The 21,483-nt window shown below is 62.6% G+C and carries 20 protein-coding genes and 1 tRNA gene; 10 read left to right on the forward strand and 11 right to left on the reverse strand.

Translation table 11 applies throughout. The features are described 5' to 3' along the window. Window positions 1-56 precede the first annotated feature (56 nt). A complete protein-coding gene (locus tag Q0X62_RS14145) occupies window positions 57-305 on the forward strand; it encodes a hypothetical protein (protein ID WP_297737181.1) in 249 nt (82 codons plus the stop codon). A gap of 1 nt (window position 306) precedes the next feature. Here Q0X62_RS14145 and radC read toward each other — a convergent pair whose 3' ends face one another. From radC to sfsA, 5 genes are all read right to left on the reverse strand, one after another. Then, window positions 307-987: a DNA repair protein RadC gene (gene radC / locus Q0X62_RS14150; RefSeq protein WP_297737184.1), complete on the reverse strand. Its 681-nt coding sequence runs from the start codon at window positions 985-987 to the stop codon at window positions 307-309. A 3-nt stretch (window positions 988-990) separates the two neighbouring features. Then, window positions 991-1,830, reverse strand: coding sequence for a type I methionyl aminopeptidase (map, locus tag Q0X62_RS14155; protein WP_297737186.1), 840 nt, complete (start codon window positions 1,828-1,830; stop codon window positions 991-993). A gap of 102 nt (window positions 1,831-1,932) precedes the next feature. After that, window positions 1,933-3,624: a M28 family metallopeptidase gene (locus Q0X62_RS14160; protein ID WP_297737189.1), complete on the reverse strand. Its 1,692-nt coding sequence runs from the start codon at window positions 3,622-3,624 to the stop codon at window positions 1,933-1,935. Window positions 3,625-3,704: 80 nt separating this feature from the next. After that, complete coding sequence (locus Q0X62_RS14165) at window positions 3,705-4,181, reverse strand: thioesterase family protein (RefSeq protein ID WP_297737192.1); 477 nt, start codon at window positions 4,179-4,181, stop codon at window positions 3,705-3,707. A 2-nt stretch (window positions 4,182-4,183) separates the two neighbouring features. Beyond that, on the reverse strand, window positions 4,184-4,885 hold the full coding sequence (gene sfsA, locus Q0X62_RS14170) for a DNA/RNA nuclease SfsA (protein ID WP_297737195.1): 702 nt from the start codon (window positions 4,883-4,885) through the stop codon (window positions 4,184-4,186). A 64-nt stretch (window positions 4,886-4,949) separates the two neighbouring features. On the opposite strand from sfsA, the gene Q0X62_RS14175 reads away from it, so the two are divergent. Next, the gene (locus Q0X62_RS14175) at window positions 4,950-5,732 is read left to right on the forward strand and encodes a molybdopterin-binding protein (RefSeq protein ID WP_297737198.1); all 783 of its coding nucleotides are present in this window, start codon (window positions 4,950-4,952) and stop codon (window positions 5,730-5,732) included. Between the two features lie 203 nt (window positions 5,733-5,935). Continuing rightward, entirely contained in the window at window positions 5,936-7,588 is a 1,653-nt protein-coding gene (locus Q0X62_RS14180; protein WP_297737201.1) for a VWA domain-containing protein, read from the forward strand. Between the two features lie 85 nt (window positions 7,589-7,673). On the opposite strand, the gene Q0X62_RS14185 is transcribed toward Q0X62_RS14180, so the two are convergent. Then, window positions 7,674-10,169 (reverse strand): TonB-dependent receptor, encoded by a 2,496-nt coding sequence (locus Q0X62_RS14185; RefSeq protein WP_297737204.1) that lies wholly within the window; start codon window positions 10,167-10,169, stop codon window positions 7,674-7,676. Window positions 10,170-10,379: 210 nt separating this feature from the next. Here Q0X62_RS14185 and Q0X62_RS14190 point away from each other — a divergent pair, with 210 nt between their 5' ends. Both Q0X62_RS14190 and Q0X62_RS14195 read left to right on the forward strand, forming a co-directional pair. Beyond that, window positions 10,380-11,981 carry a tetratricopeptide repeat-containing sulfotransferase family protein gene (locus Q0X62_RS14190; protein WP_297737207.1) on the forward strand — a complete coding sequence of 534 codons (1,602 nt, stop codon included), beginning with the start codon at window positions 10,380-10,382 and terminating at the stop codon, window positions 11,979-11,981. 55 nt (window positions 11,982-12,036) lie between these two features. Next, window positions 12,037-12,123: transfer RNA gene (locus Q0X62_RS14195), tRNA-Leu, on the forward strand. 112 nt (window positions 12,124-12,235) lie between these two features. Here the strand turns inward: Q0X62_RS14195 and Q0X62_RS14200 are convergent. Beyond that, window positions 12,236-12,949, reverse strand: a complete 714-nt coding sequence (locus Q0X62_RS14200) for a hypothetical protein (RefSeq protein WP_297737210.1) — start codon at window positions 12,947-12,949, stop codon at window positions 12,236-12,238. Between the two features lie 128 nt (window positions 12,950-13,077). Here Q0X62_RS14200 and Q0X62_RS14205 point away from each other — a divergent pair, with 128 nt between their 5' ends. From Q0X62_RS14205 to Q0X62_RS14215, 3 genes are all read left to right on the forward strand, one after another. Next, on the forward strand, window positions 13,078-13,698 hold the full coding sequence (locus tag Q0X62_RS14205; protein ID WP_297737214.1) for a DNA-3-methyladenine glycosylase 2 family protein: 621 nt from the start codon (window positions 13,078-13,080) through the stop codon (window positions 13,696-13,698). Between the two features lie 94 nt (window positions 13,699-13,792). Then, entirely contained in the window at window positions 13,793-13,948 is a 156-nt protein-coding gene (locus Q0X62_RS14210; RefSeq protein ID WP_297737217.1) for a hypothetical protein, read from the forward strand. A 124-nt stretch (window positions 13,949-14,072) separates the two neighbouring features. Next, window positions 14,073-15,035: a nitronate monooxygenase family protein gene (locus tag Q0X62_RS14215; protein ID WP_297737220.1), complete on the forward strand. Its 963-nt coding sequence runs from the start codon at window positions 14,073-14,075 to the stop codon at window positions 15,033-15,035. Between the two features lie 43 nt (window positions 15,036-15,078). Here Q0X62_RS14215 and Q0X62_RS14220 read toward each other — a convergent pair whose 3' ends face one another. Together Q0X62_RS14220 and ald are read right to left on the reverse strand one after the other, a co-directional pair. Beyond that, window positions 15,079-15,738, reverse strand: a complete 660-nt coding sequence (locus tag Q0X62_RS14220) for an HAD-IA family hydrolase (RefSeq protein WP_297737223.1) — start codon at window positions 15,736-15,738, stop codon at window positions 15,079-15,081. Between the two features lie 160 nt (window positions 15,739-15,898). After that, complete coding sequence (gene ald / locus Q0X62_RS14225; RefSeq protein WP_297737226.1) at window positions 15,899-17,014, reverse strand: alanine dehydrogenase; 1,116 nt, start codon at window positions 17,012-17,014, stop codon at window positions 15,899-15,901. Between the two features lie 205 nt (window positions 17,015-17,219). Between ald and Q0X62_RS14230 the strand changes: the two genes are divergently transcribed. Together Q0X62_RS14230 and queF are read left to right on the forward strand one after the other, a co-directional pair. After that, window positions 17,220-17,702 carry an Lrp/AsnC family transcriptional regulator gene (locus tag Q0X62_RS14230; RefSeq protein ID WP_297737229.1) on the forward strand — a complete coding sequence of 161 codons (483 nt, stop codon included), beginning with the start codon at window positions 17,220-17,222 and terminating at the stop codon, window positions 17,700-17,702. Window positions 17,703-17,739: 37 nt separating this feature from the next. Further along, a complete protein-coding gene (gene queF / locus Q0X62_RS14235; protein WP_297737233.1) occupies window positions 17,740-18,201 on the forward strand; it encodes a preQ(1) synthase in 462 nt (153 codons plus the stop codon). Between the two features lie 76 nt (window positions 18,202-18,277). Here the strand turns inward: queF and Q0X62_RS14240 are convergent, their stop codons facing one another. Together Q0X62_RS14240 and Q0X62_RS14245 are read right to left on the reverse strand one after the other, a co-directional pair. Next, on the reverse strand, window positions 18,278-19,459 hold the full coding sequence (locus tag Q0X62_RS14240; protein ID WP_297737236.1) for a porin: 1,182 nt from the start codon (window positions 19,457-19,459) through the stop codon (window positions 18,278-18,280). Window positions 19,460-19,482: 23 nt separating this feature from the next. Next, the gene (locus Q0X62_RS14245; RefSeq protein ID WP_297737239.1) at window positions 19,483-21,447 is read right to left on the reverse strand and encodes a methyl-accepting chemotaxis protein; all 1,965 of its coding nucleotides are present in this window, start codon (window positions 21,445-21,447) and stop codon (window positions 19,483-19,485) included. Between the last annotated feature and the right edge of the window lie 36 nt (window positions 21,448-21,483).

A 21,483-nucleotide genomic window follows, 5' to 3' on the forward strand; every position in this document is an offset into this window, starting at 1 on the left:
TTATGGTTCGATGTGCTGGTCTCGCGCGACCCGATTGAATGTGAAGGGGTGAGCGCATGAAAGGTTCCAAGCCGACGCCTGAAGAATTGGAAGCGTCGGTTCGGCGGATGAAGGCGGCAGTGCCTGCGTCACTGCTCCGGGCCGTGTTGTTTAGTCTCCTGCTCGGCGGCGCGAGCTATTTCAACAGGCTCCAGAAGGACGCTGATGTTGAGTGGTGGGTGATCATCGCCTTGATGATGTTCATCGGGGGCCTGGTATTCGTGTCGGGTGTCTTTTTCGCGGGCGCCCCTTCCCGTCGCCGTTAGTCTACATCAACCCCAACGTCTTGAAACTCGCCGTATTCTCGCGGCCGATCACCAGATGATCATGGACCGCGATCTCGAACGGTTTGCAGATCTCCATCAGCGTGCGGGTCATCTCGATATCGGCCTGGCTGGGTGTGGCGTCTCCTGACGGGTGGTTGTGCACCAGGATGATGGCCGAGGCCTCGTGGGCGAGGGCGGCCTTGACCACTTCGCGCGGATAGACCGGGGCATGGTCGATCGTGCCTTCGCCTAGCACCTGGTCGGCGATCAGCTTGTTCTTGCGGTCGAGGAACAGCACGCGGAATTGTTCCGTCGTGGCGTGCTGCATGGCGGTGCGGCAATAGGCGACCAGGGCTGACCAGGACGTGATGACCGGTCGGCCGATCGCCTGTTCACGGGCGAGACGCTCGGCCAGCGGCTGGATGAGTTTGAGATCGGCGGCGACGCGCTCGGACACGCCCTTGATGGTGGTCAGCTCGCGAACCTCGGCCCCGGCGACGCCGCCCAGATCGCCGAAGCGGGCAATCAGCGCCTTGGCGATGGGTTTGGTGTCGCGGCGCGGGATGGAGCGAAAGAGGTAGAGTTCCAGCAATTCATAATCGTGAAGTGCCATACCGCCCGCTGAGGTTAGTTTCTCGCGCAGCCGGTCTCGATGACCTGTATGCGGGGCCAGCTCGGTCATGAGCTAGGCGCGGGAATAGGGCGGTTTGTGCAGGCCTTTGGGCGAGGTCGTGAAGATCTCGACGCCGTCGGCGGTGACGCCACAGGAGTGCTCGAACTGGGCCGAGAGCGACTTGTCGCGGGTGACGGCGGTCCAGCCATCGGACAGGACTTTCACGTCCGGTCGCCCGAGATTGAGCATGGGCTCCACTGTGAAGAACATGCCCTCTTTCAGTTCGGGACCTTCGCCATGCTCGCCGAAATGCAGGACATTCGGGCTGTCATGAAAGTTCTGGCCGAGACCATGGCCACAGAAATCGCGAACGATGGAGCAGCGGCGTTCCTCGGCATAATCCTGGATGATGGCGCCGATTGTGCCCAGGGTGACGCCCGGCTTGATGGCATTGATGCCGGCCATCATGGCTTCATAGGTCGTGTCGACCAGAAGCTCGGCCTTCCGGCGTGGCTCGCCGATCGTGTACATGCGGCTGGTATCGCCATGCCAGCCATCGACGACGACGGTCACGTCAATATTGACGATATCGCCACTCTTCAGCGGCTTGGGACCGGGAATGCCGTGGCAGACCACGTGATTGATCGAGGTGCAGAGCGAGTGGCGATAACCGCGATAGAAAAGCGTCGCGGGCACCGAGCCGTGATCGAAAGCGTATTCACGCGCCAGCTTGTCCAGATAGGCGGTCGTATTGCCCGGGCGGGCATGCTCGACCAGCATGTCGAGAATCTCCGCGGCCAGGCGGCCAGCCTTGCGCATGCCGGCAAAGGCTTCCGGCCCATGCAGCTTGATGCGGCCATCGCGCGGGCTGGACGCGTCGTCTTCGGTCACGGTCTCGTAGGCAGTGGTCAAGTTTTCGCTCCCTTTGCCCCCTGCTTATAAACAGAGCGCGCGCCGTTTGGAACGGCGCGCGCCTGCATTTCTCAGCCGGGCAAAAAGCCCGTCCGGCGGGATCTATTCGGTATCGTCACCAAAGAGATTGCCGAAGAAACTGTCATCATTCCAGGCCGGCCGCTCATCGCTGTCAGCGATCTCGCGGGCGATCAGATAGTTGATGTTGGCAAATTTGGCGCCTTGTTCGAACAGAACTTCCAGCTCGCCATCAAGCTGATCGGTCTGGCGGTGATAATGCGTGGTGAGGAAGCCCATGAAGCCTTCGCCCTCATCCCAGCGCGGATCCGGCGAGGAGAAGCCGGTCATCAGGAAGAGGGACGGCACGCCTTCCCGCACGAAGTTGTAATGGTCCGAGCGCACGAAGAGCGATTGCTCCGGCAGCGGGTCTTCGGACACGGCGATGTCCATCCGGGCCGCCGCGCGCGTAGCGATCGGGCCCAGATTGGAGTGGTTGGAGCCAAAGGCGATCACATCGGCGAAGTCGTAGACGATGACCGGCATGTCGAGATTGACATTGGCCACGATCTGCTCGGCCGGCACGGTTGGATTGCGGGCAAAATGCTCGGAACCCAGCAGGCCCTTTTCTTCCGCTGTCAGGGCGACGAAAAGCACCGTACGACGCGGGGCGCCCTGGGCCAGGAAGGTGCGCGCCGTTTCCAGCATGATCGAGATGCCCGAGGCGTTGTCGACAGCGCCATTGCAGATCGTGTCGCTGTCGTCCGATGTCCGGCAGGACCCGCCGGCACGCATCTCCTCGGTGACCGCGCCGATATGGTCGAGGTGAGCCGTAAGTACCAGGATTTCGTCAGCCAGTTCCGGATCGGAGCCGCGGATCATGCCGACCACATTCGGCGAGTCGAAGGGCTCGGACAGGGTGCGCTGGCGTAGCGTGACCGTGTGCGGCAGCGCGAAGCGCGGATAGCTTGGCTCTTCTGCGCTCATGGCGGCCTGGACGTCTTCCAGGCTCATCTCGGATCCTTCGAACAGACGGGCACCCAGCTCGGCCGTGACATTGGCCGAGGCGGCAACACGGTCATAGCCGGACGGGCCGGTCGCACTGGTGAGCCGGACCGCGGGGCGGGATCCGAACCCTTCCGTGAAGCCGGTCAGTTGTTCCGGCGTCCAGCTGGTCAGCGAGATCATGCCGATCGCGCCGTGCGCGGCGGCGACATTGCGCTTGGTGGTGCCGGAATTGTGGTGAGCGCGTTCTTCGGAAAGGCCTTCGAAAACACCTTCGGGGACCCCGCCCATGACAACGACGATCTTCCCGTCGACATCAAGGTCGGCATAGTCGTCATGGCCGCGATTGGCGGCAGAGACGCCATGGCCGACAAAGACCAGCTCGCCGGTCACCTCCGCCTCCAGCACGCTGGGATTGGAGAAGAGATAGGCGCCGGTGCCGTGCTCGAAGACTTCACCATCCAGCGTCAGCTGGTTGTAGTCTGCGTCGGGGCGCACTTCGTGCAGCGGGACCTGGGCGAAATAGCCGTCGTCATCGCCGGCCGGCTCGAGGCCGAGCAGGCGCATCTGCGAGGCCACGTAGTTGGCGGCGATCTCGTAACCCGGGGTTCCCGGGTCGCGGCCGTTCAGGTAATCCGAGGCGAGGAAGCGAATATGGGCTTCGATATTGACCGCGCTGACATCCGGCATGAAGCCGGCTTCGGCGGTTTCAACAGCGACCGTGTCCGTGTCATTGGCCGCCGTACAGGCGACGAGCGCCAGACCGGCCAGCGCCGGAATAAGATACTTCATGTATAAGCCTCCCCCAAAGAGGTGTTGGTGTTGGGCCGGACTATAGGGGGGGAGGAGTGACGCACAACGGCGCGGCTTTGTTAATTTTCAGTCACAAGTGCTGCCGCTACAGAGGGGAGGACGGAGTAGTGATTTGAAAAGATTGGTGTCATCCGAGCCGGGCGGCCGGTTGAGAGCTGGAAGCAAACGACCTTGGTGAGGGCACGAAAGACAGTGGCCCCATCGCTGACCCGGCGGAATTGATAGCGGCGCTCGGCGCGCAGGCGCTGATCCGATTGCGTGATCCAGACAGCACAGTCGATCTCATCGCCGGAACGGACATGGCCGAGATAGTCTGCTTCCGTGCGGATAATCGCGATGCCGCGGTCCTCTGCCGCGCAAGCCTCCATCGAATACTCATCGCCCTTGGAGAACCAGTGCGTCCACGCCGCGTCATCGGCCCATTCCAGATAGCGGGCATTATTGGCGTGCCCGAAACTGTCGATATCGCGCTCGCTCACCGTAATGCGATGGATATAGGCGTCCGGCAGGTCCCAGCCATTCCAGTCATTGCTCATGCTCACAGCTCCACGCGCATGGGTCGGGTAATGGTCACCGATTTCGGGGATACGTCGCAGGCATAGGCGAGGACTTCAACGCCAGCGGCCGCGCTCTCACGCAGGGTGCGGGCATAGACCGGGTCAATATCTTCGGCCGGGCGCAACACGTCGCAATCACTGCGCTGGACGATGAAGAGCTGGACCGCGCGCTCGCCGGCCGCGACCTGATTGGCCAGCTCGACCAGATGCTTGGCACCGCGCAAGGTCACCCCGTCGGGGAATTCGGCAATGCCGGGGCCGCGCTGCCAGTGCACATTCTTGACCTCGACCCAGCAGGGCGGGCGGCCATCGCTTTCCAGCAGGAGGTCGATGCGGGAGTTTTCGCCATACTTCACTTCGCGGCGCAGGCTGTCATAGCCGGTCAATTCCGTGATCAGCCCGGCATTGACGGCTTCTTCGGCGAGCGCATTGGCAAGATTGGGCAGGGCGCCGATCAGCGTGCCTTCGGCCTCGACCAGTTCCCAAGTGTATTTCAGCTTGCGCTTGGGATTGTCAGAGCGCGACAGCCAGACCGGCAGGCCCGGTTCCTTGATACCGGTCATCGCCCCGGTATTGGCGCAATGCGCGGTCACGACCTCGCCCGTGTCCAGCTCGACATCGGCGAAAAAGCGCTTGTAGCGTTTCACCAGCCGGCCGGGGATAAGTTCGCTTGGAAACTGCATGGTTTGGACTTCCCTTCTGGCGCCACATATACCCGTTGGCACGCACGACTTAAGGATGATTCTCATGACGGCAAACAAGCGGGTGACGGCGGCAGTACTCCTGATTGGCGATGAAGTCCTGTCCGGCCGGACCCAGGACAAGAATCTCAACCAGATTGCCCGCTTTCTCGCGCCGCTGGGGATCAATGTCATTGAATGCCGTGTGGTGCCGGACGAGACAGATACCATCGTCGACGCCCTCAACGCGCTGCGCGGCGCTTGCGATTATGTCTTCACCACGGGCGGCATCGGCCCGACCCATGACGACATTACGGCCGACGCCGTTGCCGCGGCCTTTGGTGTTGGCATCGATGTCCGCGACGATGCGCTGGCGATCATCGAGGACTGGTATGCCAAGACCGAGACCCCGGTCACCGAAAGCCGCAAACGCATGGCGCGCATTCCCGACGGCGCCAGCCTGATTGCCAATCCGGTCACCGGCGCGCCGGGCTTCCAGACCGGCAATGTCTTCACCCTGGCCGGCGTGCCCTCGATCGTGGCTGGCATGCTCAATGATATCGATCACCGGCTTGAGGGCGGGGCGGTGACTAAATCCCGCTCGGTGAAAGGCGATAATCTGCGTGAAGGCGATGTCGCCGAAGCCCTCGGCACGCTGGCGACCGAATTCCCGGACGTCTCGATCGGCTCCTATCCCTATTTCCTTGAGGTGAAAGCCGGCGAAATCAAGCGAGGTACCCATCTCGTTGCCCGTGCGACGGATGAGGACCAGCTGGATCAGGTAATCGCGCGGATTGCGGAGATGGTGGAAGCGGTGGGGATCCCCCCGCGGATTGATCCGGAGGATTGAGGGCGCTGAATGGGGGACAGGTAGAATTAACGCGCGGCTCAGGCGTCGCCGAGCGGCGCCCGCAAGACGTGTTAATTCTACCTGTCCCCAATATGCACTGGCCGTACTCGCCTGCCCCAAGATCGCCCCGTTTTCGACTTGTCGGGGTCGCGGAGTGCCCTCACGCTGTTGAGTGAGGGATTTTGGGACCGGAAGGGGATTCCATGAAACGCGTTCTTTTGATCAGCGCGGCCGGGCTGGCCATGCTTGCGGCCTGCACAGCGACCGTTGCGCCACCAACCGCACCGCCGCCGCCTCCAGCGCCGCCGCCGCCCCCACCGCCAGCGATGGCCGAGATGGTGACGGTCACCGGGGCGCGGATGGATTCCCGCAGCTTTGCAGCACCCAGCCCGATGCTTGTGCCGAACCAACAACCCGAAGACCGCGAACGCTATGAGGATGTGGACCCCAATCCGGTGATCTCTACCGCCGAAGAGCCCGTCTCCACCTTCTCCATCGATGTCGACACGGCGAGCTATTCGCTGGTCCGCAATTCGCTGGAATATGGCCGCATGCCGCCAAGCGATGCCGTGCGGATCGAGGAGATGGTCAATTATTTCGACTATGACTACGCCCTACCGCCCGGACCGGAAGAGCCGTTCGCGACCCATGTGACGGTCACCCCGACACCGTGGAATGCCGGCACCCAGCTCCTGCATATCGGAATTCAGGGCTATGAGATCATCCCGGAAGAGCGCCCGCGGGCCAATCTGGTCTTTCTGATCGATGTTTCCGGTTCGATGAATGATCCCGACAAGCTGCCCCTGGCCGTTCAGGCCATGCACATGCTGGTCGATGAGCTCCATCCCGATGATACCGTTGCGCTGGTCGTTTATGCCGGGGCTGCCGGTGCCGTGCTGGAGCCGACCGAGGCGCGCGATGCCAGCGAGATCCATCGGGCGCTGGATCGCCTGAGCGCTGGCGGATCAACCGCCGGCGGAGCGGGTCTGGCACTGGCCTATGACCTCGCCGAGCGCAATTTCGACGCCGAGGCCGTCAACCGGGTCATGTTGCTCACCGATGGCGATTTCAATGTCGGCGTTACCCGTGACGAGACCCTGGAAGACTTTGTCGCTCGCAAGCGTGACACCGGCATTTATCTGTCGGTGATGGGATTTGGTCGCGGCAATTACAACGATCAGATGATGCAGACGATTGCCCAAGCCGGGAATGGCACGGCGGCCTATATCGACAGCCGCCAGGAAGCCCGGCGCATGCTGGTCGAGGAAAGCTTCTCCTCGCTCTTCACGATCGCCGAAGACGTCAAGATCCAGATCGAGTTCAACCCGGCGCGCGTCGCCGAGTATCGCCTGATCGGCTATGAAACGCGCCTGCTCGACCGGGCCGATTTCAATAATGACGAGGTCGATGCCGGCGAGGTCGGGTCCGGCCACGCTGTGACGGCGATCTACGAGATCGCTGCGCCGGGCTCTGAAGGCGTCTTGATGGAGCCGTTGCGCTATGGCGGCGCGACGTCGGCCGAACCCGATCTGAGTGGCGAGTTCGGGCATCTGCGCCTGCGCTACAAGCGTCCGGGCGAGGATGACAGCCGCCTGATCGAGCGGCCGGTGACCGATGCCGATGCGGTCAGCGCCTTTGACGACGCCCCACAGGAGGCGCGTTTCTCCATCGCGGTTGCCGGCTTTGCCCAGCGTCTGCGCGGCGATGCCTATCTGGGTGATGATTATGGTTGGGCCGAAATTGCCGAGACCGCCCGTCATGCGCTCGGTGAGGATGAATTCGGCTATCGCGCTGAATTTCTCGACCTGGTGAACCGGGCTGCCGGGATCGATGCGGAGGGTGGCGAGAAGCCCTGACCCTCCAGCTTGTGTCGTCCAACGAAAGGAGCCGCACCCGGAAAGGTGCGGCTCTTCTTGTTTCAGATTTGATACCTGTCCGGGATCAATCGCCGAACTGGTAGTAGAAGCGCACACCGATCGTCCGCGGCGGGGCGACATTGGCGTAGTGGCTGCGCACCGGCTGGCCATTGATCACCTGGTTCGACAACGCCGTTCCTCGGATACCGGTCTCGATATATTCATCAGCGATATTGTTGATGAAAAGCGTCGCGCCCCAGTCGCCAGCGTCATAATTGATCGAGCCATTGGCAACGAAATAGCTGTCCAGCGTGGCACTGCTGCCCCGGCCACCCGTACGGGTGAGGATATCGCCCGTGTAGGAAATGCCGAGATTGTAGTTCAGCTGGGCACCGCTCGCGAGGTCCGTCGTGTAACGACCGAAGACCGAGGCCTGGGTTTCGGGCGAGCCCGGAAGGCGATCGCCGGCCTGGCCATCTTCAAAGGCCGAACCGAAGCCCGGCGGTGTGATGGTCCGGACCAGGAAGGGCACATCGGCCGTCAGTTCCGATTGCGTGAAGGAATAGGTCCCACGCAGTTCGAAATTATGGGCCACCTGCCAGCTGCCCTGAAGCTCGAAACCCTTCGACTCCGCACCGGCGGCATTCACCGTGATCGGGATATTGGCGTTGACCGTGGCGGAGGATACTTGCGGGTCGGTCCACTCGACCAGGAAGATGGCACCATTCAGCGTCACCGCGCCGCCGGCCCATGTCGTCTTGGCACCGAGCTCGTAATTGGTCGTCTGGTCCGGACCGAACTGGCGTTCGTCGAACTGGGCGATATCTCCCGGGTTGGGACCGTATTGCTGGCCCGGTGCGAGGGCGCAGGCACCCTGTGTGGCATTCGGGTCGAAGGCGGGACATGGTCCAAGGCCATTGGATGCCCCGATGCGGTAGCCCTCTGAGACCGTGAAATAGGCCAGCACCTCATCGCTCAGATCATAGGCGATGTTGAACTTGTAGAGGAAGCCGTCATCCGACTGGGCCAGCGCCGGATCGAAGGCGAGGTTGCGGATTTCGTCAATCGTCAGCGGCGTGTAGGTCGGCGCTTCGAAGAGCGGGAAATCCACGGTCGACACCGATTCCAGCTCATACTCGTAGTAGCGACCGCCAACCGTGACCGAAAGTCGATCCGTGACGTCCCAGCCAAGCTCGCCGAAGAAGGCACTTTCCGTCAGCTCGGTATTGCTGGTTGAGAAATACTCCAGATCGGTCGGATTCTCGGTCAGGCCGAAGCCAAAATTGTCATTCACATACTCGGCATAGTTCGGCGTGTACTCCTCGGAGGACCCAACGAACTCGGCCTTGTTGTAATAGAATCCCACAATCCAGTTGAACTGGCTCTCATAGGTCGAGACCAAGCGGACTTCCTGGTTGAAGAACTCGTCTTCGGTCAACTCGTGGGTGAAGGCTGTAAAGTTGGGAAAGCTCTCATAGGAGTATTCCAGCGAGATGAGCAGGTCGGTCTGATCGCGCTGGCCTTCCGCGTCATAGCGACCGAATCCGGTGGCCGAGGTCAGCTCCGCGAAGCCGAGATCAGCGGTGACTTCCAGGGCGAAGAGCTCGTTATTGCGCTCGATGGGCTCCAGCACACGCAAGCCGGACTCGTAATCACCGGCGGGAATGGGCGCGCGGCGCGAGGAAATCTGGCGGCCTTCAATGTCCTGGTTCTGGAAGTAGTAGGTCGCGGTGGCGTCGAACCAATCGGTCGGAGCCCAGCGGGCCGCGATGCGCCCGGAAACGGCTTCTTCGCCATCAGCGTCGCTGACAGGCGCGAGATTGGCAGCGACATCGGCGGGGTCGTTGAAGTCCGGTACCGGGTTGGAGACACCCGGTTCGCGCACGCGGAATGTGTAATCGGTAAAGCCCGAATCCTGCAGTACGTCGAGCGAACCGCGAATGGCGAAGGTTTCGGACATCGAGTGGTTGAAGGTGAAGCCGATGTCCGCCGACGGCGAGTTCGCCTCGGAGTATTGATAGAAGGACGAACGGATCCTCAGCATATTGCTGTCAAACTCCGGACGGTTCGGCAGATAGCGAATGGCACCGCCCAGCGTACCGGCACCGTAAAGCGTGCCTTGCGGCCCAAGCAGGACCTCGACTCGTTCCAGGTCATTGAGCTTGAGATCAATGAAAAGCGGTATCTCGCCGAGATAGGTGGCCACCGTGCCGCCGCCATCATTGTTGCCGTCGCCGGAATTGATCGGGTCGGCATTGAGGCCGCGCACGATGATCGGATTGCCCTGGCGTCCACCGCGATCGACGATATTGATGCCCGGAACATAGGCGAGGGCGTCTGCGAGGTCCTCGAAGCCCTGCTCTTCAATCTGGGCACCACCGATGGCGGCGATATTGAGCGGCACGTCTTGAACAGTCTCGGAGCGGCGCGTTGCGGTGACGACGATCACGTCCTGGGAAGACGAGCCATTGTCTTGGGCAAGAGCGGCGCCGGGACCGGCAAGACCGGCGAGTGGCAGGGCAAGCACACTGATCGAACAGGCGAGGCGTGCGCGAAGCGATGCTTTGGGTATTGCGGCCATGACTGGATTCTCCGAATGAAATTGTGCGTTAATCATGGTCTCTTGCTGGTAGTGAAAGCAATTGCGGTGAGTTAAATTCATGTCACAATTTCGTTTTATTCTGGTACCTGTTGCGCAGGCGACACGCTGCAGGTGCGAAGGAGCTTCGCATGCGCAGCACAAAAAGCCCGTCGGCGTTCAGGATCTGGCCCCCACAGGCGCTGTGACAGGGTGAGCGTCGAATCGCACCTCAATGCCGCCGCTGCAGCGCTGGAGGCTCGGCAGTACCGGGAGGCACACGCCCTGTGTCTCGACGTGCTGCAAAAGGCGGGTCCGCATCCCGAAGCTTTCTTCCTGCTCGGCCTGTTGACCGCCGACCACGCCAATCATGCCAAGGCGGTGGAGATTTTCGACCGGGGCCTGGTGCTCGCACCGCGAGACCCTCGCCTGCATGCACACAAGGCCAAGTCGCTCCTTGCGCTCAACCAGCGCGATGCTGCGGCCACGGCGGCCCGGCAGGCGGGGACGCTGGGGCCACGCGACGCGCTGACCTTCGACACGATCGGTGTCGTGTTCACGCGATTGGGCGACCACGAGGCTGCGATCGGCTTGTTCGAAGCGGCCACCGCCCAGGACCCGGACCGGGCAGATTACCATTATAATCTTGCCGCTTCCCGCCAGTTCGCCGGTGATTTCGAAGGCGCCGAAGCCGCCTATGCCCGGACACTCGACCTGGCGCCGGATCATGTGAAGGCGCGGTCGGCCATTGTCGGCCTGCGTCGGCAGAGCGAGGCCGATAATCGGCTGAATGGCTTGATAGCGGCTTTTAACGGGCGCCGGGCGGACGACGAGGAGGGCCAACTTCATCTCGGTCATGCAATTGCCAAGACACTGGAGGATCTCGGTCGCGATAGCGAGGCGCTGGACTGGCTCGGCCGGGCCAAGGCCGGTATCCGCGAATCGCGGCGCTATGACCCTGAAGCGGATGACGCGCTTTTCGACGCCGCTGCCAATGCCGCGACAACCCGGTCCCCCACACGTGGTGGCGCGGACAGTGAGCGCCCGGTCTTCATCGTCGGCCTGCCGCGCACCGGAACGACGCTGGTCGACCGTATTCTCGGCGCTCATCCGCACGTCCGATCGGTCGGAGAATTGTCCAGCTTCGCGCTGATCGGCAAGCGGCTTGCCGCCACACCGGGTCCCTATGTCATGGATGCCGCCACCTTGCGCGCAGCCAGCACCGTCGACGCTAAGCAATGGGGACAGGCCTATCTCGACAGTGTCGCCGACCTGGCGGGCGATGCGGCCCGCTTTGTCGACAAGATGCCGCTCAATATCGTCTGGGCCGGTCAGATCCAGCGTGCGCTTCCCAACGCCCGCATCATCTGCCTGAGACGTCATCCGATCGATGCCTGTTTGAGCAATTACCGTCAGCTCTTCGCCACCAGCTTCTCCTATTACAACTACGCCTACGACTTGGAGGACTGCGCCCGTTATTATCTCGGCTTCGACCGACTGCGTTCCCATTGGGCGGCGACCCTGCCGGCGGATCGCTATACCGAGATCGCCTATGAGGATGTGGTCGCCGATCTGGAAGCTGAGGCGAGGCGTCTGGTCGCGCATTGCGACCTCGATTGGGACCCGGCCTGCCTCGACTTCCACACCCAGGCGGGCAGCGTCGCGACCGCCAGTTCCGTCCAGGTCCGACAGCCGCTTTATTCCAGCTCGATCGGACGCTGGAAGCGCCATGCCAAGGCGCTCGGTCCGATGCGCGCCATCCTGGAAGCGGGGGGTGTCGTTGATGGTGACGGCAACTGGCTGCGCGAGGTCTGACGCGCCTACTGGCCAGTCCGCTGAAGCTGTGTAGGATCGCGCTTGTGTCCCTCCCGCGGGCGTGGCGGAATCGGTAGACGCAGCAGACTTAAAATCTGCCGGCCGCAAGGCCGTGCCGGTTCAAGTCCGGCCGCCCGCACCACCCTTTGCCCCTTGAGCTTCGGGTGGCAAGCCATTCTCACCGCCCACGCGGGGAGAAGCGTGTCAATCGGAATCTGGGCGAAAAGGAGCGGGCCGCAGCAGAACCGCGTCGGCTAAGCCCGACGGCGTCTCCCCATCATCCAGAGCCGATAGACGGTCAGATAGACGCCGGCCAGGCCGAAGAGGAGGGCGATGATGGAGGTCACCTTGATCCACCAGGAATTGAAATTCTCCCGGCTCGACCAGTCCATGATGTGCACGCCCCAGAAGAAGTCATAGACGCGCCAGGCCGTGGTGCGGACCGCCCGCAACTCGCCGGTCTGGCTGTTGATGTAGAAAGTGGTCGGCGGGGTGGTCTCGCCAGCGGCGAATTCGACCCGCCAGGCTGGGATGGCGAGGCCGGCTTCCCGTGGCGGGTCCGTCAGCCAATCGATCGAGGCAAGCTCGCCCAGGCCGCGCTGGCGCGTCTGCGCGATGTCGAGCGCCACGGCTTCGCTGATCGGGGAGAGTGTCTCGCCGCTGACTGCGTCGACCATGAGGGGGCCGTCCGTTGTTTCGAGGCGCCAGACCGGGGCACCGGCCAGCCAACCGGTCCGGGCCGACGTCACCTCGCTGTCCTGCGCGGCGATGATGGTCGCCAGCGGCAGGGCCTCGTCGGCCCAGTCGAGTACCAACTCGGCCGGGTCATGCCGCAAATGCTCACCGCGGATCTCTTCGATCGGGATAATCACCATGATGAGGCCTGAGATCAGCCACAGCATGACCTGCACGCCGAAGGCTATGCCCAACCAGAGGTGAATCTGGCCCATTAGTCGGAAAAGCTTCATGTCGCGATACGCCCCCTCGCCCCAACCCGGGAACATTCAGCCATTCCGGGGCGTGATCAAGCCTTCGCGTCCTCTCGGTCGATCAAATTTCCGTCGACCACCGTGCAACAGGGGGCTAGCCTGTGATCATGCCGCATCGCGCCGTCCATGATCGTCTCCTGTCAGCGGCTGAACCGCTCTTTCCGGCTCTGCACGCCGCGCTCGGCAAGCTCGGTCCGCTCGATCTGCCGCGGCGCGATGATCTACCCTTTCCGGCCTATCTCTGCCGCGCCATCGCTGGCCAGCAGATATCGGTCAAGGCGGCGCAGAGTATCTGGGCCCGGGTTGAAGCCAGTGCGGAAGGTGCCGACTTGCTCGACCATTTCTGCCCTGACAATGCCGACACGCTGAGAGGCTGCGGCCTGTCCGGCGCCAAGACACGCACCATCATCACCATTGCCGAGACCCATCGCACAGTCGGTCTCGACACTGACGCATTGCGCGCCTTGCCGATCGACCAGCGAACCGACCGGTTGACCGAGATCTGGGGCGTTGGGCAATGGACGGCCGACATGATGAACATCTTCTATTTCGGTGAGGATGATGTCTGGCCGGATGGTGATGTCGCCGCCCGCAAAACTCTGGAACGCCTGACCTCGAAACGGCGCAAGACGGTGCGCACCGCCGCCCTGTTCAAACCCTATCGCTCCTGGCTGGCCTATTATATGTGGGCCCATGTCGATGCACCGCCGGATGGCACGCCGACCTGACCGGGAGTGGGTGGGACGCAACGTCGCATCATCCCGCTGAGACTGCCACCAAACGGCCTTATCTTGGCCCGGATCGTCAGGCTCCTTGGTCGTCATGACACGACGAATTCTCATCGACGCCGCCCTTTTTGTCGGCGGCTGGTCTCTGGGCTGGATGCTGACCAGCAATATCCTGATCGGATTGCTCTTCGCGCTGATCCTCTCGGGCGCGGGCGAGGGGGTTCAGGCGGCCGCCAGTCACGATGAGTAGCGCGCTTCACCGCGCGCTCGACATCCCATACCGCTCTCTCTAACGTTTGACGTGAACCCTGTTCAATCGCGGATCGCCACCAGAAGCGATCGCGAGCCTGGTCGATATATTAGAGGGGATTCCCATGGCCGAACCCGACATTCTCAAGGGGAAGTTGCGCCTGCCTGTCATTGGCGCGCCACTTTTCATTATCTCCAATCCGGACCTCGTCCTGGCCCAGTGCAAGGCCGGCATTGTCGGCTCCTTTCCGTCGCTGAATGCGCGTCCGGTCAGCCAGCTCGATGAGTGGCTGGACCAGATCACGTCGGAGCTGGAGAGCTATAACCGCGCCAACCCGGACAATCCGGCGGCCCCCTTTGCGGTCAACCAGATCGTCCACCGCTCCAATAACCGCCTGCAGGAAGACCTCGAACTGTGCGAAAAGTACAAGGTGCCGGTGGTGATCACCTCGCTTGGCGCCCAGGCGGAAGTGAACCAGGCCGTTCAGGGTTGGGGCGGCATCACACTGCATGACGTCATCAATCAGCGCTTTGCCCACAAGGCGATCGAGAAGGGGGCGACCGGTCTGATCTGCGTCTCCTCCGGCGCCGGCGGCCATGCCGGCGCGCTGTCGCCCTTCGGCTTCATTTCCGAGACACGGTCCTGGTTCGACGGCCCGATCCTGTGCTCAGGCGCGATCTCGACCGGGGGCGGCGTCCTCGCAGCCCAGGCCATGGGCGCAGATTATGCCTATATCGGCTCCGCCTTCATCGCGACCGCCGAAGCGCGCGCGGAAGAGGCGTACAAGCAGGGCATTGTTGAAGGCTCAGCCGAGGACATTGTCTACACGAACCTCTTTACCGGCGTGCACGGCAATTATCTCAAGAAGTCGATCATCGATGCCGGCCTCGACCCGGATGCGCTGCCGGAAAGCGATCCCTCGGCGATGAATTTCGGCTCCGGCGGTGGCTCCAAGGCCAAGGCCTGGAAGGATATCTGGGGTTCTGGTCAGGGCATCGGTTCGGTGAAGCAGGTCCGTCCGGCTGCCGAGTATATCGACCAGCTCAAGGCGGAGTATGACGCGGCGAAAGCGCGCGTCTGCGCCTGACCCAGTCCGGTCGGCCCCGGCCCCGAAGGACGGGGTCGACCAATCAGGCCGTTTGGGAGCTTCGGGACGACGCGGACAGGCTGGCCAGTATGTCCGCGGGCTTGCGGTAGCTGTGCTCGGGTGACTGGGCGCGCAGGATGTCCGCGGTCGCAAACCCCCATTCGACGGCGCCGGCGGCGCAGCCCGCCTCGCGCGCAGCATCGATGTCACGAACTTCATCACCGACACACAATGTCCGCTCGGGCATTGTTCCGGCGCGTTTGATAACCTTGCGGAAAATCGACGCCTTGCCGAAGAGGGCGGCACCGCAGGCAAACTGGTCGAATTGATCCGCCAGGCGCTCGCCCAGCACGGCCTTCACTGCGGTTTCTCCATTCGAGGATACAACCGCCAGGGACACACCATGATCGGCCAGCGCCTCGATCATGTCGCGTATCCCGTCAAACAAGTGGATCTGATCCACATTTTCGGCGGCCCGGGCGCGAACATCGGCGGCGATGAAGGGGATTTTCCAGGCGGGGATGGCAAGCTCATCCATGATCGCCTTGGGGGTCAGCCCGCGCAAGGCTTCCGCCTTCTGCGGGCAAATAGGGGCGAGGCCGTGCTTGTCGACCACTTCGCCGAGCGCACCACGGAACCAGGTCAGGCTGTCGGCCAGTGTTCCGTCGAAATCAAAGATGACCAGGTCATAGCGCTGGGTCACTTATCCATCCCCTCGTCCGGCGGTCTCCCCAACCGCGGTGATCGCCACAGGCTCGGTGATTCTTGTGACACTTGCACGCTGTACCGGCGGACGGCCCAAAAGCAAAGGGGCGGACACCTTGTGGTGCCCGCCCCGATGGAAGCTTCGAGAGTGCGCGCGATCAGGCGTTCAGCCAGTCCGGCTTGACGCAGGGCAGGCCGAGATCGTCGGCGACCAGCTGGTGGCAGACTTCGCCACCCGCCGTGGTCAGGCCTTCGCGAAGATGCGGGTTTTCATTGATCGCCTTCTTTGTACCCTTGTTCGCGATCTCGAGGCCGAGCGGCAGGGTCGCATTGTTCAGGGCGAAGGTTGATGTGCGGGCATAGGCGCCCGGCATGTTGGCGACACAATAATGGACCACACCATCAATGATGTAGGTCGGGTCGTCATGCGTGGTGGCCTTGGAGGTTTCGAAACAGCCGCCCTGGTCGATGGCGATGTCGACAAGCACGGCGCCATCCTTCATCTCCTTGAGCATCTCGCGCGTCACCAGTTTCGGGGCCGCAGCGCCCGGGATCAGCACAGCGCCAATGACAACATCGGCTTCGCGCACGGCCTGCTCGAGGGCGGCCTGGGTCGAATAGGCCGTCTTCACCGCGCCGGAGAATTGCTCGTCGAGTTCGGCGAGGCGGCGATTCGAGCGATCAAAGACCGTGACGTCGGCGCGTGCGCCGATTGCCATCTCGGCCGCATGCGTGCCGGCCACGCCGCCACCGATAATCACGACCTTGGCCGGCAGCACGCCGGGCACGCCGCCCAGCATGGTGCCGCGACCGCCCTGGGATTTCATAAGGCAATGCGCTGCGACCGAGACCGACATCCGGCCGGCAACCTGGCTCATCGGAGTCAGGAGGGGCAGGCGTCCATCGCGATCGGTGACGGTTTCATAGGCGATCGATACGCAACCGGCCTTGCGCAGGCCCTCGGCCTGGACCGGGTCGGCGGCGAGGTGGAGATAGGTATAGAGCGTGTGGTGCGGCTTCAGCATCGCCGTTTCCGACGGCTGGGGCTCTTTCACCTTGACGATCATTTCCGCGGCTTCGAACACTGCGGCCGCGTCCGGCAGAATGGTCGCGCCGGCGGCTACATAGTCCTCATTGGTGAAATCGATGCCTTCACCGGCGGCGGTTTCGACGAAAACCTCGTGGCCATGGCGCACGAATTCGGCGACGCTGTTCGGCGTCAGGCCAACCCGGTATTCGCGAACTTTGATTTCCTTGGGAACCCCGATACGCATGATCTTCCCTCACAGCTTGGGCAGCGCGGTGCTTCTTCGATGCTTTTTGCGTCGGAAGCCGTCTGCGTGATTAAATTTGACAACGCGGAGCGATTGATGTGAATTATTGTGCAGCAATCGACGTTGGGGGCGACGTATATACCAAGCCTTCGCGATAATCCAGAATGATCTGCGATTTTATCCATGATGTCCGGGAGAGTGTGTCTTGCGCCTTGATAGTGTTGATATCTCCATCCTCAATGAGCTTCAGGAACATGGTCGCCTGACCAATGCCGAGCTCGCCGAGCGCGTCGGCCTGTCGGCTTCAGCTTGCCATCGCCGCGTTAAGGCGCTGGAGGGGGCCGGGATTATCGACCGCTATGTGGCCATCCTCTCCGAGCAGGCGCTGGGGCGGGGCATCACCGTTTATGTCCAGGTCACGCTGGACAATCAAAAGCGCGATACGCTGGTCGGGTTTGAAAAGGCGGTCGAACACGTCCCCGAAGTCATGGAATGCTATCTGATGAGCGGCGATGCCGATTATCTGGTTCGCGTCCTGGTGCGCGATGCCAATGATTATGAGCGCGTGCACCGCGAAGTCCTGTCAGGTTTGCCCGGTGTGACCCGTCTGGTCTCCAGCTTCAGTATTCGCCGCGTCTTCTCGCGCACGGCCATGCCGGTGCCTGACGAAGTGATCGTCGCAGGATAGGCTTGCCTGTCGCGCACACCGGGACTAAGTCGGCGCCATGACTGATGATCGCTACGACAATCTGGGCCAGTTGGGGGCATCGACCCCGCTGCCCGACAATCCCGAAGCCGCCGAACTCGAGCGCGTCGCCAATCCGTGCGACGCGCCCTATATGACGCGCTTCGTCTGCCCCGAATTCACCTCGCTCTGCCCGGTAACCGGGGCACCCGACTTCGCGCATCTGGTCATCGACTATGTGCCGCGCGACTGGATTGTGGAGAGCAAGTCGCTCAAGCTCTACCTCGGCAGTTTCCGCAATCACGGTGCCTTCCACGAGGCTTGCACGACGGGTATAGGGCAGAAGGTGGTCGAGGTGCTGGACCCGGTCTGGCTGCGCATCGGCGGCTATTGGTATCCGCGCGGCGGTATTCCTATCGACGTCTTCTTCGCCACCGGTAAACCGCCGAAGGGCGTGTGGATCCCGGATCAGGATGTTCCGGGCTATCGTGGCCGGGGCTAAGACCGGACCGGTCTGAAAATGAAAAGGGGCGCGGCCATCTGGCCGCGCCCCTTTTGCATGGTGATGTCGCCGCGGGTCAGAAATCGGCCTGGAGACGGAACTGGATCGCGTCGCTGGTCTCGGTAAAGCCGGTCGCATTCATGCGGGCGGTCACGTAATTGGCCATCGCGCGCAGATGGTCGTGCAGATACCAGTTGGCGCCCAGCGTCGTAGCCCGGATGCGCCCCAGATTGGCATCGCTCAAATCGCTGAGATCGTGGCGCACTGCGATTTCAAACGCGCCCCAACCGCCGTCGGTGACCGGGCTGTCCGGACGAAGTCGGCTGAAGGTGCCACCGGATTCCTTGTAGGGGCGGGCTTCGCCGCTGAGGATCCAGCCGGCCTGGACCATGCCGGACGTGAAGCTCGGATCACCGGCCGGTCCGTCGATGGACATGCGGGCAACTTCGCTGTGCAGGTGGAAGGGACCGCGGATCGCCGCCAGCTCCAGACCGAAGAAGTCCGAACTGTCGGCCGTGCCAGGCACTGCGCCGGTCCGATAGTCGGCGGCGGTGAAGCGGTTGGCGAGATGAGCCTGCGGATAGGCCCGTACGCGTGTGCCGCCGTCATAATCCAGGCTGCGCCAGGAGCCGCCGACATGCCAGCGTGTGTCATCGACGATCGTTGACCAGGTGAGGCGGGCGGCCACGGCGCTGGAGCCATCGGATTCGCGGAAGGCGAAATTGTCGTCCATCCTGCCCCCGAACACACCGGCGCTGGCCGTGAATCCGTTGCCGGCCCAGCTGTAGGCGACGCCGATGCGACGATCGAGGCCGAACAGATCGGTCGACATGCCGCGCTCCATGAAGGTCATGTAGCGAGAGGAGGTGGCTTCCTCGAGCGAGTTCATCGTCTTGAAATGGCCGATGCGCAGACCGCCTTCCGGCAGGTCGATCGCCAGCAGCACGTCATTGGGTTTGGCGTCGTCACTGGAGAAATCATACTCCATGACGAGTTTGACCGGGCCGTGTTCGATTTCGAAGCCGAGGCGGGCGGTGCGATATTCGTCCTGGTCGGCGGGCGCGGCGCTGTTCGGGCTCGTCCAGTCGACATCGGCCCAGTCATAGAAGAGGCGGCCGCGGAGTTTGATGGAGATCTCGCCATCGGCGCTGTCCCAGCGCGGCGCCGGTGCGAAGCTGAAGGCACCTTCCTGGGCATCGGCTTGGGTAGACGCCAGGCAGGCAAGCGCGGTGATGCTGATCAGGGTCAGGGTTTGCATGCTTTTATCCTTTCTCTGCCGGATCACGCCGCACGGATCTGGTCGAGGAAGCTGGCCAGCGCGTCCTTCAGGCGTTCAGCGTCCGAAGAAACACCCTGGGCGGCTGTCAGCACTTCCCCGGCACCGGAATCGGTGTCGCGCACATTGCTCGACAGGGCGGCAATGCTCTCGGTGACCTGCGAGGTTCCGGCGGCAGCCTGGGACACGCTCCCGGCGATCTCGCGGGCGGCGGCATCCTGTTGCTCGATGGCCGAAGCGATGGCGGTCGTGCTCTGTGAGACACGGTCGATCGTGGTCACCATGGAGCCGATCGCGGTGATCGCGTGATCGCCGCTTTTCTGGATTGACTCGATCTGGTCGGCTATTTCCAGCGTGGCCTTGGCGGTCTGGTCCGCGAGTGCTTTCACTTCCGACGCGACAACCGCGAAACCCTTGCCAGCATCGCCGGCACGCGAGGCTTCAATGGTGGCGTTGAGCGCGAGCAGATTGGTCTGCTCGGCGATGGACTGGATCAGGGTGACGACATCGCCAATCCTGACCACGGCGGCGCCGAGGCCGGATACGGTGGTTCGAGTGACGTCGGCCTCCTGGACGGCATCGCTGGTCAGGGTGCGGGATTCGGTGACCTGGCGATTGATCTCCTGGATCGAGCTGGTCAACTCTTCCGCAGCCGAGGCCACAGCCTGGGTGTTGGCCGATGTTTCTTCCGCAGCGCTGGCGACGATGGAGGAGCGCTCGTCCGATTGCTGTGCCACGTCGCGAAGGCGACCGGCGACCTGAATCATGGCGGATGATGCCGTTGTGACATCCTGGGCAATGCTGCCGACGCTGGCGTCGAACTCGTCTGCCATTTCGTTGAGGATGCGGCGCTTTTCATCGGCAGCCCGTGCGTCGGCCTCGGCCTGCTCTGCGCGCATGCGATCGATTTCGATCTGGTTCTTCTGGAAGATCAGCACGGCGCTGGCCATCTGGCCGATCTCCCCACCCTGGCGCTGGGCCGGGACTTGGCCGTCGGTCTTGCCGTCGGCGAGTTCGCCCATGGCGTCAGTCAAGGCCTTGATGGGAGCGGCAATCGAGCGGCCCACCCACCAGCATAGCAGGCCGGCGATGGCGGCAATGGCGACAACCAGGCCCAGGGTAATCATGCGAATCCGGTTGCGCTCGGCCTCAAGTGATGCGACCGCAGCCCGGCCTTCGATCTGGGCGATTTCGAGGATTTGATCGAAGTCCGGCGACATGTCTGCGAAGATGTCGGAGAGTTGCCCGATGGTCTCGTTGAGGGCCAGCTGGCCTTCAGCCCAAGCGTGGAAGTCGCGGTTATAGGCCTGCATCAGACCGCGAATTGCGGCGACATCGGTTGCCGGGTAGTCGCGCTGCGCCAGGAGTTCATCGAACTCGGTCTGACGGGCATCGAAGGAGGCGATGTAGCGCGGGGTGCCGCGCAGCATGAAGTCTTTCTCGTGTCGGCGCATCATCAACATGATGACGGTCAGATCCGCGTCGTTGAAATCGGCCAGGCGGCCTTCCACGTCACGGACCGACGAGCGCAGGGCACCTTGCAGTCCTTCTTCATGCGTCAGGCCGAGAACCGTCTGTTCCGCCACCACATCGGCGAAGACCTGGCGATGCTGTGGGAGATTGGTTTCCAGACGTCCAAGCGCCTCGGTGATTTCGTCAGGCGTGTCGAGCTGGCGAAGACCGGCGAGCCGCTCGGCTACAAGATCGGCATCGGTCTGATAGAGGTCGAGATAGCGAGCTTCATTGCGAAGCAGAAAGTCCTTTTCGCGGCGACGCATCTGCAGCGCGCCAACTTCCATCTCAAGCGAGAGACGCTCGATGTCGGTGAAGTTTTTCTGGCGTGCCAAGGCGTGCGTCGTCGCATTGTCGCTATACCACAGCGTCGCCGCCAGCGAGATCAGCGTGATGGCAACCAGCGCCCCCAATATCCCGACCCGAGCAAAAATCGGAAGCGATTGCAGTCCTCGCATGTCATGTCCTCCTGCAGAGCGGGCTGCAAAGGCGCG

This window comes from uncultured Maricaulis sp. (genome assembly GCF_947259345.1).
Classification (GTDB): Bacteria; Pseudomonadota; Alphaproteobacteria; order Caulobacterales; family Maricaulaceae; genus Maricaulis.